We start from the raw sequence: 16,088 nt of genomic DNA on the forward strand, positions 1-16,088 counted from the left end.
TTATGGCTTTATTAGAAAAGAAGAATAAAAAATTTATGCCCAATTTTGAAAAACCGTCAATCTACTCATTACAATTGGATGAGTTAAAAGATTGGTTAGCAGATCACAAGCAACAATCATTTAGAGCGAAACAAATTTTTGACTGGTTATATGTAAAACGTGTAACAAGTTTTGAAGATATGACGAACTTATCAAAAGAATTACGCGAAGTGCTAGAAAGCAACTTTACGATGACGACTTTAAAAACAGTCGTTAAGCAGGAAAGTAAGGATGGAACAATTAAGTTCTTATTTGAACTACAAGACGGATATACAATTGAAACAGTATTAATGCGTCACGATTACGGTAATTCTGTCTGTGTTACGACACAAGTTGGTTGTCGTATCGGCTGTACATTCTGTGCATCTACGTTAGGTGGATTAAAACGTAATTTAGAAGCGGGTGAAATCGTTGCTCAAGTACTTGCAGTACAACAAGCGCTGGATTTAACAGAAGAACGTGTAAGTCACGTTGTTATTATGGGTATCGGTGAACCATTCGAAAACTACGAAGAAATGATGGACTTTTTAAAGATTATTAACCATGATGATGGATTAAACATTGGCGCACGTCATATCACAGTTTCTACATCTGGTATCATACCAAGAATCTATGATTTCGCGGATGAAGCATTACAAATTAACTTTGCATTAAGTCTACACGGTCCTAATAATGATATTAGAAGTCGTTTAATGCCGATTAACCGTGCATATGATCTTGAGAAGTTAATGGAATCAATTGAATACTATGTGAATAAGACAGGACGCCGTATCACTTTTGAATATGGTTTATTTGGTGGCGTGAATGATCAGGTACATCATGCGAAAGAGCTTGCTAAACTAATTAAACATTTAAACTGTCACGTGAATTTAATTCCGGTTAACCATGTACCGGAACGTGATTACGTACGTACACCGAAAGAAGACATCTTTAAGTTCGAAAAAGAATTAAAAAGAAATGGAATAAATGCTACAATTAGACGTGAACATGGTGCAGATATTGATGCTGCATGTGGACAATTACGCGCGAAAGAAAGAGCAGAAGAAACGAGGTAGTCATATGCACGCACGTTTTTTTACGGATATGGGACCGGTCAGACAACGCAATGAAGATGCTGGCGGAGTATATTACAATCATACTGGACAGATGCTCGTAGTTATTTGTGATGGTATGGGTGGACATAATGCAGGGGATGTAGCAAGTAATTTTGTTAATGATTTACTTGGTGCACGTTTTACAGAGGAAAACTATATTGAACGTCAAAATGCTGAAAGTTGGCTGAAAAGTAATATCTCGGATATTAATCGTCAACTTTATCAGCGAAGTCATGAAAATAATGAAAATCAAGGAATGGGTACTACTCTAGTTTGTGCTTTAATGTTCGACCATCAGGTTGTAATTGCGAACGTTGGTGATTCACGTGCTTATCTTATCAATGAGCGTGAAATGCGCCAGGTAACGCATGATCATACATTTGTAAATCATTTACTGATGGCTGGTGGTTTAACGAAAGAAGAGGCACGTAACCATCCTCAACGCAATGTTATCACAAAAGTTATGGGGTCTGACAAACGTATCCATCCGGATATGTTTGAATATGATTTCGACCGTTATGATTATCTTTTATTATCCTCTGATGGTCTAACTGATTATCTTGAAGAATCATACATACATGATGTTATCAAGACGCGTGAAAATGTAAAAGCAGCTGGAGAAGCATTGATTAATGCTTCTGTTGAGGCAGGAGCACGTGATAATATATCTGTAGTACTAGTCCCTTTAAAAGGGGGCGAATAAATGATTGGTACAATTATTAGTGATCGCTATAAGTTAGTGAAATATATCGGCGGTGGAGGAATGAGTAGTGTATACCTCGCCGATGATATTATTTTAGATACACAGGTCGCTGTAAAAATCATTAATATTCCTCCTGTCGATGTTGATCGTGCGGTTAAGCGTTTTGAACGTGAAGTACAGAATGCAACGACATTATCTCATCCTAATATCGTTAAAGTGCTCGATGTCGATGAAGATGAACGTCATTATTATATGATTATGGAATATATTGATGGCCCAACTTTACATGAATATATACGTGATAATAGTCCGTTAGATGTTGAAGAAGCAGTATTCTTCACAAAACAAATACTGCGTGGTATTGAACATGCGCATCAACATCGTATTATACATCGTGATATTAAACCTCAAAATATTTTAATGACGCAATCAAAAGAGCTTAAAATATCTGATTTTGGGATAGCACGCGCATTGAGTGAGACAGCGATGACGCATACGAACCATATTATGGGAAGTGTGCATTACTTGTCACCTGAACAAGCGAAAGGAAAACAAACGGATGAAGCAAGTGATATATATTCAATAGGTATCGTTTTATTTGAAATGTTGACCGGACATCCTCCTCATGAAGGTGAATCTGCAGTCGGTGTAGCAATTAAGCACATTCAGGAACAACTGCCATCTGTAATCGAAGAAAACCCAGCAGTACCTCAAGCGCTTGAAAATATTATTTTGAAAGCAACGATGAAAGAGAAATATCAACGTTACCGTACTACGCAGGAAATGTATGATGATTTAAACACCTGTCTTGACGAAGAACGATCTGAAGAACCGAAAATGATGATTGTTGACGATGCGACAAGGATGATTCCAGTTGTACAAGCTGATGATACGATTGAAATGCATCCTGTTTCAACGATACCAACAGAATCAGTAGAGGTTCAAAATAATGATGAAATTGATAATCATGAACCGAAGAAAAAAAAGAGAAAATGGTGGTTATGGTTATTACCGTTGTTACTTATTTTAGGTTTAGGAACGGCTATTGCTTATATGACCTTTGCACCAAAATATAGTGAAGTACCGGATATCAATGGTAAATCAATATCAGAAGCAACAAGTTTACTTGAACAAAATAATTTACGAAAAGGTCATGTTGATTATGTTTATAATGATTCATATGACGATGGTACTGTGATAGAATCTGACCCAATGATTGGAGAAAAAGTGAAAGAGTTATCACTAATAAATCTCACTGTATCGAAAGGCACTAAAAAGTTTATGTTTGAAGATTATGTGGGTCAGGATATCATGAAGGTCAAGAAAAAATTAGAAAAGCAAGGTTTCAAATCAGTGAAAGTTAAGCAAGTCTATAATTATGAGAAGTCAGGCACGATTATTAAGCAAAATGTAAAGGGTAATAAAGAAGTGGTGCCTCAAGATACGAATCTTGTTTTTACAGTTTCTAAAGGCGTTGAAGAGATATTTGTACAGGATTATACGGGTCAATCCTTTGAAAAAGCCAAAGTTGAACTTGAGCAATTAGGTTTTGTCGTTAATGTGGTACAAGTAATATATTCTGATGACGTTGCAAAAGGTGATATTATTTCTCAGAATGTCCGTAACATAAAGTTCCCTTATGGATCAACAATAAATTTTGAAGTATCAAAAGGAAAAGAGAAAAAGAATACAGAAGAGAAAGTCACTACTGAAACACCAGAAGAAAAAGATAAGAAGTACATCGGAACGGTTAGTATTCCGTATAAAGGCAAAGAAGTGACGCCAACAACAGAAGCACCTGCTACAAATGAAGAAGGTGATACTGTAGAACAACCTTCTGAACCGCCTGCTACCGAAAAGATGCCACAACTTGTCGAGATTTTTATTAAAGATAAAAACAATGATATTTCAACAATCTATGAATCTTATGAAACAACAAAAGAAAGTAAGAAAAGATTAGTACTTACAGTTGAACCAGATACACAAGGTGCGATTATTATAAAAATTGATGGCAAGACGTATTTGCAGGAACAAATCGATTATGACGAAATTGAATAGTTTTTTAGACGGCATAGTAAATTCATTTTTTGCCGTCTTTTTATGCTTTTTATTTGTAATATTTAATAATTAAACCTATATTTTAAATATACACACAAGGGGGTCACGACATGTCATACCATTACCACGAAATATTTTCTGAAGTGAAAGAGAAAATAGCAGCACAGTATGATTTATCAGATGATGCTGCAAATACATTATATTTAAATATTATCAAAAATCTAGCACCGAACAATGACTATACTTTTCAACAGATTATGTTGGAATATTTAACTGAACTACAAATAAAAAGCCTGTTTTTCTTTCACAAAGATATGGTAGGACATAATGGCTTTTACGTAAAAAAACAAGGTGATGTGTTAATCGTCACAGAAGTAAATGATGATAATCGTCTCGTTGTTGGGGATGTCATTACAAAAATGAGTAATGATGAAATTAATATTCTTGAATCGAGATACAAAAAATTGTTATTTCATGAAGATGATAATAATCAGGACTGGACACATATTATTGCTAAACAATCACAGCTTACAGTTTTACGCAGGGCAGAAGAATATACATTTGATGTACAGCACTTCAATCAATTTCCAGAAAATACAGTAAGACGATATGACGGCTATCAGGTTGTTACAATCTATAATTTTGATGAATTGATTACATATCAGCATGATGTTCCTGTAATTTTAGATCTTCGTTATGCACGTGGTATAAAGTCACATCAATATGCAGCTGATATTATCCTGATATCACCATTAACGAAAGGAAGTCCTGAGTATTTTGCATCACAAAGTAATGCAAAGAAAATTGGAGAAAATTCTTTCGGTGCGGCAAACATCTTTAATACAATTGAATTTGATGACTTTGTATTCGTATATGGCACAGATGAAGAATTTGTAGTTCAACCGGATATACATATAACGAACGAAGCAGAAAGTGATGCAATAATGGAAGAGGCAAAACGAATAATTTTAAGTTAAATTTTTGTAATTTAGGGTATAGATAATTAATACTTATTAGGGGGAATCATCATGGCGAAAAGAATGCCAAAAGATAGAGGTCTTGATAATACTTTAACGATTATGAAAGAAGGATATGAATATATCCAGAATCGTACGAAAAAATTTAATTCAAATGTATTTGAAACGCGTGTTCTAGGCGGTAAACAAGCTGTTGTTATTAGCGGTAAACAAGCTGCTGAATTATTTTATGATAACGATAAAATTGAAAGATCTGGTACATTACCACCTCGTGTAGTTAAGACGTTATTTGGGAAAGGTGCGATACATACAACGACGGGCAAAAAGCATATTGATAGAAAAGCTTTATTTATGTCATTAATGACAGATGAAAATTTAACATATTTACGTAAGTTAACGCGCAATTACTGGTTTCAGAATACGCAACGTATGCAGTTAATGGATGAAGTGAACGTATATAAAGAGTCTATTATTTTATTAACAAAAGTTGGCTTTAGATGGGCCGGTATTATCGAAACACCTGAAAATATTGAACAACATGCAATGGATATGGATAAGATGATTGATTCATTTGGAGCAATCGGTTCACCGTATAAAGGATATCGTGAAGCTAAAAAAGCACGTGCACGTGTAGAAGATTTCTTAGAAGAGCAAATTATTAAGACACGTAAAGGGAAAATTCATCCTGAACCAGGAAGTGCCTTATATGAATTCAGTCATTGGGAAGATATGAACGGCAAACCAATGGATTCGAGACTTTGTTCTGTAGATTTAATGAATGTGATTCGACCGCTTGTTGCTATTAACCGATTTGTTGCTTATGGGGTACTTGCGATGCATGAGTTTCCTGGAGAAAGAACGCGTGTTGCACGTAATGATAATGATTATGCGTATAAGTTTGTTCAGGAAGTTCGTCGTTATTATCCTTTCGTACCTTTCTTGCCAGGTAAAGCTGCTAAGAATATAGAATTTGATGGCTATAAGATTAAGAAAGATACGATGATTATATTAGATGTATTTGGTACATTGCATAGAGAAGATACATTTAGCGAACCAGAACGATTTAATCCGTATCGTTTTGATAATTGGGATGGTAGTCCGTTTGATTTGATTCCTCAAGGTGGAGGAGACTATCATACGAATCATCGCTGTGCAGGAGAATGGATGACAATTATCATTATGGAAGAAACAATGAAATACTTCGCGCAGGAAATTAATTACGATGTGCCACCACAAGATTTTACTGTTGATCGTACGAAATTACCAGGGCGTGTGAAATCAGGCATGCTTATAAATAATGTTAGATTGAATATTGATCGTACTAAATAGAAATGTATTTAAAAACCGTGCTCGATTGAGCACGGTTATTTTTAATCTTCTATCTTTACTTCGCCAGTCCAGTCATCCATACCTTGTTCTGCAACTGTAACGTTATAGCCTTTATCTTCTAAGTACTGACCAGCTTTCATTGCACGGCCACCTTTTTTACAAATAATAATATATTCAACATCTTTAGCAAGAGCAACTGATTGTGTTTCAATTTCAGATAGTGGAAGATGTGTAGCTTGAGGAATATGACCTGCTACAAATTCATCTAATTCTCTTACATCTAATATTACTGCATCTGTTCCAGTATTGATTGCATCCTGTATCGCGTCTAATGTGATTGTTTTTGTCATTTGTTTCACTCCATTCTTCATTTATAGTAATATCATACATATATTTAGTGCATTTATAAAACAATAAGAAAAATATAAGGGGGGTTATTCATGATATTTTTTACAAAACCATTTAAAAATCTAGAAGATTTTATTATTGAAAAACAGGATCAGTTTCAAGCGATGATAGATCAGCTTCAATTGATGGTGATATTCGGATTTTCTAGTCTAGTTATCTTGATGTTATCGATACTATTCTTCAACTATAGGATCTATCGTCGTATGAGTCAGTCACATATAGATCGAATAAAGCTGGAAGTAGAAAGAGAATTACTTAAAAAATACGATTTGGAATTAAAGCCGGAATATAAAGAAAATCTTGGCAAATCATATAAAAATATTGATCGTAAAAACGAGAAACTGGGTAATCAATAATTGTTAAAAAATTTTATTGTAATTTGCTTTAAATAAGAATAAAATGCAAGAATCGGTTGAAATCGATAAGTAAATGATTAGAGGTGCGATAATGCATATAAATCAGAATAAAAAAGTGAATATAGGGATGTTGTTAATCGCTCTTGGTATTGTATATGGCGATATAGGAACATCACCTTTATATGTAATGAAAGCAATAGTATCTGTTAACGGAGGATTATCAAATTTAACAAGAGAATATATTTTAGGATGTCTTTCACTTGTTATATGGACACTCACGATGCTGACAACAATAAAGTACGTGATGATTTGTATGCGTGCGGATAACCATGGTGAGGGTGGTATATTTAGTCTATATACACTCGTACGCAAGCAGAAGAAATGGTTACTTGTTCCGGCAATCATCGGTGGTGCTGCTTTACTCGCCGACGGTATTTTGACACCTGCAGTTACTGTGACATCAGCTATCGAAGGGCTACAGGAAATTCCTTATTTTTATCATAGTTTCGCATCTGATCAAAATAATATTATTATGATTGTTATCGCGATTATTACGGCTATATTTTTTGCTCAACGATTTGGTACAGGAAGTATCGGTAAAATCTTTGGACCGGTGATGCTGTTATGGTTTTCGATGATGGGTATATTCGGAACGATTCAGCTTATGCAGGATTTATCTGTTTTAGAAGCTTTTAATCCATTACTTGGCATTAAAATATTATTTAGTCCTGACAATAAGATGGGATTATTAATTTTAGGGACAGTATTTTTATGTGCGACTGGTGCAGAAGCACTTTATTCAGATATGGGACATGTCGGTAAAAAGTCAATTTACTACACATGGCCATTTGTAAAAATAATGTTGATTTTAAGCTATCTTGGACAGGGTGCCTGGACAATTCAGCATATTGGAGATACAAAGCATCTAGAAGAAATTAATCCATTTTTTCAGATTATGCCTGAGTCTTTCATTCTTTATGGTGTATTAATGGCGACATTTGCTGCAATCATTGCATCGCAATCTTTAATTACTGGAGCATACACTTTAGTTTCTGAAGCAATCCATTTAAAGTTTATGCCTAAACTGGATATTAAATATCCTTCGACAGTAAAAGGTCAAATGTATATTCCAACTGTGACAGCAGTTATCTGGTTTTTATGTATACTTGTTGTCCTCTATTTTAAAACGAGTGTCAACATGGAAGCAGCTTATGGATTAAGTATTACTGTCACAATGATGATGACAACAATTTTACTTTCTTATTATCTTAAAACGAAACAAGTCAATACATTGTTATTATATTTAACGATTGGCTTCTTCTTTATATTAGAATTCGCATTCTTTATCTCAAGTCTGGCAAAATTTATGCATGGTGGTTATGTGGCAGTGCTTATTTCTTGCTTGATCATATTTATCATGATCGTATGGTATAACGGTTATTTGATAAAAGATAAACAATCGCATGATGTTGCGATCGATGAATATTTAGGACAACTGAAGTCATTAAAACAAGATCGTAGTGTACCGAAATTTGCGACTAATCTGGTTTACTTAACGACGAATGAAGAGAATCGTATGATAGAGAAACAAGTGATTAAGTCTATATTAGACGGACGTCCAAAACGTGCTGATGTGTATTGGTTTGTAAATGTAAAAGTTAGTGACGAACCGTTTCAGGTTAATTATCGAATAGAAAACTTTAATACTGACTCAATATTTAAAGTTCAGTTAATATTAGGATTTAGAATGCACCAGAACGTCAATTACTATGTTAAGAACATTGCCAGAACTTTAGTTAAAACAAAACAGATGAAAGAGCAGTTCAGACCGTATGGTACTAACAATTTGCGAATTATTAGTGACTTTAAATTTGTAGTACTTAAGGACGAAGTTTTACTGGATGGTGACCTGTTATGGTATGAGCGTCTTATCCTTCAATGGAAGATTGCTATAAAACGATTTACTGCATCACCAGTGAAGTGGTTTGAACTTCCATCCAATGAAGTGATGTACGAAACGATACCGCTTACTACACCGATGACAAAAACGATACCGATGAAACGTATCGATTAATTATAAGCATATCAAAGCAACAGGGCATTTATTTGTCCTGTTGCTTTTTTTCTTGGAAAAATAGTTATTGTATATTTAGTGAGAATGCATTAAAATTATCTTGTGAAATAAATCACATAAGGAGATAGGATATGAAAAATAATACTCAGTCAACTGAAGCAGACAACTTTAACTTTCCGGAAACCGAAAAGTTTTTTTACGGAAGAAAGTTAATGGATGGGATACAGGACACAGTTTTAACGAAAGAAAGTCTCGTAAAAGATTTTTTTATCAGATATATATTTAGAGCGATGATGGCAGGTTTTATTATCGGATTAATGATAGTATTCACCTGGAAAACGCGCATTGATTTTACGCCATACATTGGTGCAGATCTGGCTAGTCTTGTCGGTGGAATAACTTTCAGTTTTGCACTAATTTTTATTATATTTACCTATTCGGAACTGCTAACAAGTAATTTTATGTATTTTACAGTTGGTATTTTCTATAAATCAGTGACAGTTCGTCGTGCATTACTTGTTTTTACCCTGTGTTTTCTTAGTAATATGATAGGTGGTATATTGTTGTTTAGTCTGTTAAAATTTAGTACAGTAGTATCAAATGATATGCTTGGATTAATGCGTATAATCGTTGATAAGAAGCTTCATTTATCAAATGGTGATATTTTTATTCGCGGAATATTAGCCAACTTTTTTATCAATATTTCTATCATCGTAACGATGCATTTTAAAGAAGCTTTACCAAAGATGGTTGCCATGATTATCGGTGTGACGATATTTGCATATATGGGATATGAACACGTTATCGCTAATGGCGTTATGTTTATCTGTTCTTTATTTTATCAATTCAACCCGGAGAACATCTTACCTATGCTAAGAAATTTATTATTTAGTGGTCTGGGTAATTATGTTGGTGGGGGACTATTTATCGGTTTATTCTATGCATATTTAAATGCTCCGAAAAGACATTAATATAAGAGGTGAATATTATTAAAGGTCAAATTATTAAAGCTTTAAGCGGTTTTTATTATGTGAAAAGTGAAGATGATAGCGCAATTTATCAATGTCGTGCACGAGGAAATTTCAGAAAAAAAGGTATAACACCATATGTCGGTGATTTCGTGACATTTCAAATAGAGAACGAAAACGATGGTTACATTCTTGAGATTCATGAAAGAAAAAATGCACTGGTGCGACCGCCTGTGGCAAATGTAGATCGCGTAATAATCGTCATGAGTGCAAAAGAACCTGAATTCAGTTTAAATTTAGTAGATAAGTTTATTACGATTATTGAATCTTATGATGTAGAACCTGTCCTTCTTGTGACAAAGAAAGATTTATTAAATGAACAGGAGATTAGTTTTATTACGACGCAGTTAAATTATTACGAACGTATTGGATATGAAGTAATGTTCGTTTCAAATCTAGAACAACAAAACTTTAATGATTTAATAAAAGGCATCACTGTGCTTGCTGGACAATCTGGTGTAGGTAAATCATCGTTTATCAATGCTTTAATACCAGATGCGAATTTGAATACTGGTGTTATTAGTAATGCGCTTAATCGTGGGAAACATACGACAAGACATGTTGAATTGATTCCATTAGATCATGGCTATATCGCAGATACACCGGGCTTTAGTTCATTAAATTTAGATAATCTTGATAGAAATACATTAAAATATTGTTTTATTGAATTCGCTGAACGTGCCAATGAATGTAAATTCAGAGAATGTATGCATATCAATGAACCAGGTTGTGCAATTAAAGCAGGTGTTGAAAATGGAGAAATTCTAGAATCTAGATATTTACATTATCAGCAAATGTTAAATGAAATAGACACGAGAAAGGTGAGATACTGATGAAAGTAGCACCAAGTTTACTATCTTGTAATTTTTTAAATTTACAGCAGGAAATTAAGCGTCTGGAAGAAGCAGGAGTAGACTATATACATTTTGATGTGATGGATGGCAATTTCGTTCCAAATATTTCTTTTGCTTTTCCAATCTTAAATCAAATTAGACAAGTTACTGATTTAACGATTGATACACATTTAATGGTCCAGGATCCTGAGCGATACATTCAAACCTTTGCTGAAGCGGGTAGTGATATTATTACCATACATGTTGAAGCAACAAATCATATTCATAGGGCAGTTCAAATGATTCATGCTACAGGGAAGAAAGCTGGTGTTACCCTAAATCCAGGTACACCTATTGATTCCGTTGTACCTCTGCTTAAGGATGTTGACCTTGTGCTTGTCATGACAGTCAATCCTGGCTTTGGTGGTCAGCAATTTATCGAAAATGGTATTGAGAAAATTAAATTTTTAAAAGATTATAAAGAAAAACATCATCTTAATTTTGAAATCGAAGTTGATGGTGGGGTAAACAAAGATACTGCTAAAACTTGTATTGAAGCGGGTGCTGATGTATTAGTAGCAGGATCATACTTCTTTAAGCATAAAGATTTATCAATACCAACAAGTGTATTGAGAGGTGAGTAATATGGACTTACATATACTTTGTACACATTTAGGGGTATCAAATTCCCTTTTAGAAAAATATCATAATGAAGATTGGATTGGTATTGATTACGGGACAATAATGCTTGTTGATGCAGGTATTCGACCTATAGCAGCATTTGGTGATTTTGATTCTGTGTCTGAAGATGAACGTTTAAGGATTGAAGAAGTAATTGAAATTGAATATCTGCCATCTGAGAAAAACGAAACAGATCTTGAAGTTGGTGTACAATATGCAAATGGATTAGGTTATGACAAAGTTTATATTCATGGGGCAACTGGTGGAAGACTTGATCACTTTCTAGGTAATTTACAGACACTTGTCCATCCAGACCTGTTATTATCTGAAACGGAATTTATTATTGTAGATGCATTTAATGAAATACAGGTATTATCTACCGGTACACATATTATTGAAAGAAGCGAAGATAAAAAATATATATCATTTATTCCGGTAAATGATGGTGTTCTGTTAACGATAGAAGGATTAAAATATGATACAGACCGTTTAGAAGTAAAAATGGGGTTTACCCGCACAGTAAGCAATGAATTTATAAAGGACCGAGCAGAAATAACAGTCGAACAAGGTATGGTCTATATGATTCAAAGTAGCGAAGCTAAATAAGACAAATAAAAAAAGACCTTTCACACAAAGGTCTTTTTTGTATCTATATATTCAATTAAACGCGAGTCACTTTACCTGATTTTAATGCACGAGCTGAAACCCATACACGTTTAGGCTTACCATCAACTAAGATTCTAACTTTTTGTAAGTTAGCACCAAAGCGACGTTTGCTGTAGTTCATTGCGTGAGAACGGTTGTTACCTGAAACTGCTTTACGACCTGTAACATGACATACTTTAGCCATTGTTTTGCCTCCTTTAATAGAATATAGAGATACACTTGATCTTACATACTATAACAATTTATCACAATCGACTTTTGATTGCAAGATTTATTTATCTGTTAATCCATTTTTTACTGCTTCTATATGACTGATAAATTGCTTTCTATTCCCTTTTGTATCCTGTAGATTATAATAACGCATTTCATAGATAAAATCTATTAATGGATTTGCAGTATTGATCTGACTGAAGTTTTGAGCAAACGTTTTATTCGGCTTAATCGGATAACCCTTTTTAATATAAAGTGATTCCAGTTTCTTAAGGTGCTTCATATAAAAAGGTGGTAGATGTTTATAATCTGAATTTACTGTTTTAAATTGATGAACATATTGAATCTTTCTACTTTCTTGTTGGATTTGTGGTATCTGAAATACATCTCGTCTTTTGTAGAGTATTAACGCGATAATTGAAAGTATTATCGTTGCCAATGCATAAACCCATAAGAAGTTGTCAGGTTCTTTTTTTATTTTTCTCATCGGTTTTGTTTCTATTGAAGGTGATTCTTTCTGTTTTATATCTTCAATCTGCCTAGGATTGATTTTCATCGGCTCATAATCAATATTTTTCAAAATATTAGAAGGGATATGCATAACAACCGTTTGATATGTTATTAATAAACCTATACCGATTATGAAGGTTGCGATCATAATACTTATTAAAGCAATAATCTTTTTATAATCGTTAAATATCGGGAACAATAAAATGAAAATCATACATACCGTATAGATTGCAGCGAGCACATAAAAATGTTGATAATAACTTAGAAATAACAATAGATGCACGATAAAGAATGATTGAACGTAATATGCTAAATGCATGTCGTTTGTCACATTATATAATGCAACTAAACCGTATAATAATATCAAATAAAAATGTGATACATCAAGATAAATACTTGCAAATATACTGATGATTATCGTAATACTTAAGATTAGTAAAAAATTTTCTTTCGTATGATATAGCATCAATAACAAAAAAACATGAACGATAAAAAATGAAGAATGAATAAACGTTAAAGGTGATAAAGCAATAAAAAAAATAAAATAATTAAAAATATTTTTATATTGCATCGATTTCACCTCGCTCAAAATGAATCATATTATGCTTTATTTTCATAACTTCACTATCTTTTATTTCTCCGAAATGAATCCATCGGTTTACTTTATGAGTATGAAGCACTTCGTCAACGAGGTTACTGAATTGAAAAGTGTAACTATCCTGATTGAATTCAGCAATAGCCCGATGCATCACATGCATATCACCTGTGTTTTTTATAGTAATGACAACTGGTTCATCTGAAATGAGGCTCGTTTTTATATTAACCGCAATGTAAAAAGACATGTGCTGTTCGAAATAAGTATAGGCATAATCTGAAAGTGACTTTAGAATTTCTTCGATTTTATGATGGATGTGCTGATTACTTAATACATTTGCGCTAAGCATAATTTGATTTGCTTCATAAACTTCTGTTTGTTTAACTAGCAGCTCATTAGCTTTTAATGATGCATTAAAGTCAATGAGATGGAAAGGCAAGTCATATTGATAAGGCAAATTACTATATTTATCGTTAGAAGGACCTGTGACTTTATGACCTGTTTCATCCAGTGACAGCTCGTGCTCAATATTTTTTTGATTATAGGTACCGTAACTTGCATATAATGTTGATAAAGAGAATGGTTGGTCTACTTTATAACGCAATAACTTAAAGAATCCATCTACTTCAACTTCATATATATTTACTTTGAATCTACCGCGCTTATTGATTGTTATCGGTAGTGAAATAACTGTCATTTCATTAGGGTTTAATTCAGTTTCTATTATTTGTGAGCGATTTTGATTTGCAAAGTAATTTTGTTCCAGCCCAAAGCGAATTTTTAACTTTAGTGATGATTTTGATGTTATAAAAACTTTGTAATTAAAGTCTGAATCAACGAATGGATAAGTGTGTTGCTGATCATCTTCAATTAAAATAGCGTGTTTTAAAGCGAAACGTCTATCTAAAAAAAATAAGATATAGATTAATACGATAAAATAAGAAAACAAGAAAAATCTTAAAAATAAACTAAAAATTAATACAAGCATTAGTAATGCATTGGCTGGTGCAAGGTTATATACAGGTTTTAAGTTGATATCATTTTTATAATGGAACATGAATATTTCCTAAACATTCATTTAGACAATCAATCTTTTCATTATGATTTCTAACATGATTGTTAAACTGAATTTTATGAAGTGCTACATATGGTATGACTGCCTGTATATCGTCAGGTATGACATATTTTCTGTCATGCAGATAAGCATAGCTTTGTGCCATCTGTCTTATTTGAATGCCTGCACGGGTACTTAATCCTGTTGTGATATTATGATGATTTCTCGTTTCATTCAATATTTGAACGATATAAGTTGTTAAATCTTCATCGATATGTATCTTTTCAATTTCTTTTTGATGAGCGATTAATGTTTCTTTATCCAGAACATTTTGTATATTGGTAAATTGTTTCAACAATATATTTTTTTCTGCATCAATATCTGGATAAGTTACGTTAATCTTGACGATAAATCTATCTAATTGTGCTTCCGGTAAAGGGTATGTACCTTGATTTGTCTCAATATTATTTTGAGTGCCGATGACAAAAAAAGGTTCGGGTATCACGTGTGTAGTGTCATCAATCGTTATAGTATGTTCCTGCATTGCTTCAAGCAAACTACTTTGTGTTTTCGGTGTCGCACGGTTAATTTCATCTGCAAGTAATATATTTGTAAATGCTGGGCCATATTTAATTTCAAACTGTTTCGATCCAGGGTGGAAAAACTTTATTCCTGTAATATCGCTCGGTAACACATCAGGTGTAAACTGAATACGATTAAATTGTAGACCTAAAGAATGTGCGATTGTATGTGCGAGTTGTGTTTTTCCGACACCTGGTGGACCTTCCAGTAAAATATGTCCTCTACTGAGCATTGCACAGTAGATAATATTTAAACTTTCTGTATGGCCGATAAATCCTTTTTCCCATTCCTGTATTATGGTGTTCATCTTATCTACCTCATTTTTTTGAATATTTAGTAAATTAATTATAGCAAAAAGTTAAATTTCTGAGTATAATTTTGTCATTTTGTGTATGATTTACTATTCATTTATAATAAATTACACAGAATACAATAGAATTCTTGTAATTATCATAAATTATTGATTATAATAATGTGACGAATGTAAAACGATAAGGAGGATGGATTATGACGTTAGAGATAACAAATGAATTAGGCTCTATTGATATTTCAAGTGATGTCATTGCTACAATTGCAGGTGGTACTGCAGTAGAATGCTATGGCATTATTGGAATGGCGAGTAAACATCAGGTAAGAGACGGTATAGCAGATATCGTTGGAAGAGATAATTATTCAAAAGGTGTCATTGTAACGAATAATGATGGTGTATTAGATGTTGATATGTATATCATCGTTGCATACGGTACAAAGATTTCTGAAATTGCAAATAACGTTCAATCATCTGTTAAATATACATTAGAAAAAACATTAAACTTAAAAGTAAATTCAGTAAACATCTATATACAAGGTGTACGTGTTATTAAACTGGACGATGAAGAATAGGGAGGATAA

The 16,088-nt window shown here is 33.2% G+C and carries 17 protein-coding genes; 12 read left to right on the forward strand and 5 right to left on the reverse strand.

What is annotated here, in order from left to right; translation table 11 throughout:
* The first annotated feature begins 2 nt into the window (after positions 1 to 2).
* From rlmN to KFV12_RS05770, 5 genes are all read left to right on the forward strand, one after another.
* Positions 3 to 1,094: a dual-specificity RNA methyltransferase RlmN gene (rlmN, locus tag KFV12_RS05750; RefSeq protein ID WP_099577601.1), complete on the forward strand. Its 1,092-nt coding sequence runs from the start codon at positions 3 to 5 to the stop codon at positions 1,092 to 1,094.
* A 4-nt stretch (positions 1,095 to 1,098) separates the two neighbouring features.
* On the forward strand, positions 1,099 to 1,836 hold the full coding sequence (locus KFV12_RS05755; protein ID WP_254257531.1) for a Stp1/IreP family PP2C-type Ser/Thr phosphatase: 738 nt from the start codon (positions 1,099 to 1,101) through the stop codon (positions 1,834 to 1,836).
* Positions 1,837 to 3,894 (forward strand): Stk1 family PASTA domain-containing Ser/Thr kinase, encoded by a 2,058-nt coding sequence (gene pknB, locus KFV12_RS05760; RefSeq protein WP_254257532.1) that lies wholly within the window; start codon positions 1,837 to 1,839, stop codon positions 3,892 to 3,894.
* A 110-nt stretch (positions 3,895 to 4,004) separates the two neighbouring features.
* A complete protein-coding gene (locus tag KFV12_RS05765; protein ID WP_254257533.1) occupies positions 4,005 to 4,871 on the forward strand; it encodes a PDZ domain-containing protein in 867 nt (288 codons plus the stop codon).
* Between the two features lie 51 nt (positions 4,872 to 4,922).
* Positions 4,923 to 6,200 carry a cytochrome P450 gene (locus KFV12_RS05770; protein ID WP_254257534.1) on the forward strand — a complete coding sequence of 426 codons (1,278 nt, stop codon included), beginning with the start codon at positions 4,923 to 4,925 and terminating at the stop codon, positions 6,198 to 6,200.
* Positions 6,201 to 6,241: 41 nt separating this feature from the next.
* On the opposite strand, the gene KFV12_RS05775 is transcribed toward KFV12_RS05770, so the two are convergent.
* A complete protein-coding gene (locus tag KFV12_RS05775; RefSeq protein ID WP_111714595.1) occupies positions 6,242 to 6,550 on the reverse strand; it encodes a rhodanese-like domain-containing protein in 309 nt (102 codons plus the stop codon).
* Positions 6,551 to 6,640: 90 nt separating this feature from the next.
* Here KFV12_RS05775 and KFV12_RS05780 point away from each other — a divergent pair, with 90 nt between their 5' ends.
* The 6 genes from KFV12_RS05780 (at position 6,641) to KFV12_RS05805 (ending at position 12,186) form a co-directional block, all read left to right on the forward strand.
* Complete coding sequence (locus KFV12_RS05780; protein ID WP_254257535.1) at positions 6,641 to 6,964, forward strand: hypothetical protein; 324 nt, start codon at positions 6,641 to 6,643, stop codon at positions 6,962 to 6,964.
* A 91-nt stretch (positions 6,965 to 7,055) separates the two neighbouring features.
* Complete coding sequence (locus KFV12_RS05785; protein ID WP_254257536.1) at positions 7,056 to 9,038, forward strand: KUP/HAK/KT family potassium transporter; 1,983 nt, start codon at positions 7,056 to 7,058, stop codon at positions 9,036 to 9,038.
* A 131-nt stretch (positions 9,039 to 9,169) separates the two neighbouring features.
* Positions 9,170 to 10,009 carry a formate/nitrite transporter family protein gene (locus tag KFV12_RS05790; RefSeq protein WP_111714598.1) on the forward strand — a complete coding sequence of 280 codons (840 nt, stop codon included), beginning with the start codon at positions 9,170 to 9,172 and terminating at the stop codon, positions 10,007 to 10,009.
* Positions 10,010 to 10,023: 14 nt separating this feature from the next.
* A complete protein-coding gene (rsgA, locus tag KFV12_RS05795; RefSeq protein ID WP_254257632.1) occupies positions 10,024 to 10,899 on the forward strand; it encodes a ribosome small subunit-dependent GTPase A in 876 nt (291 codons plus the stop codon).
* Positions 10,896 to 11,543 (forward strand): ribulose-phosphate 3-epimerase, encoded by a 648-nt coding sequence (gene rpe, locus KFV12_RS05800; RefSeq protein ID WP_254257633.1) that lies wholly within the window; start codon positions 10,896 to 10,898, stop codon positions 11,541 to 11,543. The genes rsgA and rpe overlap by 4 nt, the downstream gene beginning before the upstream one ends.
* Before the next feature lies 1 nt (position 11,544).
* A complete protein-coding gene (locus KFV12_RS05805; protein ID WP_254257537.1) occupies positions 11,545 to 12,186 on the forward strand; it encodes a thiamine diphosphokinase in 642 nt (213 codons plus the stop codon).
* Positions 12,187 to 12,241: 55 nt separating this feature from the next.
* On the opposite strand, the gene rpmB is transcribed toward KFV12_RS05805, so the two are convergent.
* From rpmB to KFV12_RS05825, 4 genes are all read right to left on the reverse strand, one after another.
* Positions 12,242 to 12,430: a 50S ribosomal protein L28 gene (rpmB, locus tag KFV12_RS05810; protein WP_096076757.1), complete on the reverse strand. Its 189-nt coding sequence runs from the start codon at positions 12,428 to 12,430 to the stop codon at positions 12,242 to 12,244.
* Between the two features lie 87 nt (positions 12,431 to 12,517).
* Positions 12,518 to 13,537 (reverse strand): hypothetical protein, encoded by a 1,020-nt coding sequence (locus tag KFV12_RS05815; protein WP_254257538.1) that lies wholly within the window; start codon positions 13,535 to 13,537, stop codon positions 12,518 to 12,520.
* Complete coding sequence (locus tag KFV12_RS05820; protein ID WP_254257539.1) at positions 13,527 to 14,618, reverse strand: hypothetical protein; 1,092 nt, start codon at positions 14,616 to 14,618, stop codon at positions 13,527 to 13,529. Before KFV12_RS05820 ends, KFV12_RS05815 begins: the two co-directional genes overlap by 11 nt.
* Positions 14,605 to 15,504 carry an AAA family ATPase gene (locus KFV12_RS05825; RefSeq protein WP_254257540.1) on the reverse strand — a complete coding sequence of 300 codons (900 nt, stop codon included), beginning with the start codon at positions 15,502 to 15,504 and terminating at the stop codon, positions 14,605 to 14,607. The genes KFV12_RS05820 and KFV12_RS05825 overlap by 14 nt, the downstream gene beginning before the upstream one ends.
* A gap of 200 nt (positions 15,505 to 15,704) precedes the next feature.
* On the opposite strand from KFV12_RS05825, the gene KFV12_RS05830 reads away from it, so the two are divergent.
* Entirely contained in the window at positions 15,705 to 16,079 is a 375-nt protein-coding gene (locus KFV12_RS05830; RefSeq protein WP_096076753.1) for an Asp23/Gls24 family envelope stress response protein, read from the forward strand.
* Positions 16,080 to 16,088: the final 9 nt, after the last annotated feature.

Origin of the sequence: Macrococcus epidermidis, from assembly GCF_024205965.1 — a bacterium.
GTDB lineage: Bacteria > Bacillota > Bacilli > Staphylococcales > Staphylococcaceae > Macrococcoides > Macrococcoides epidermidis.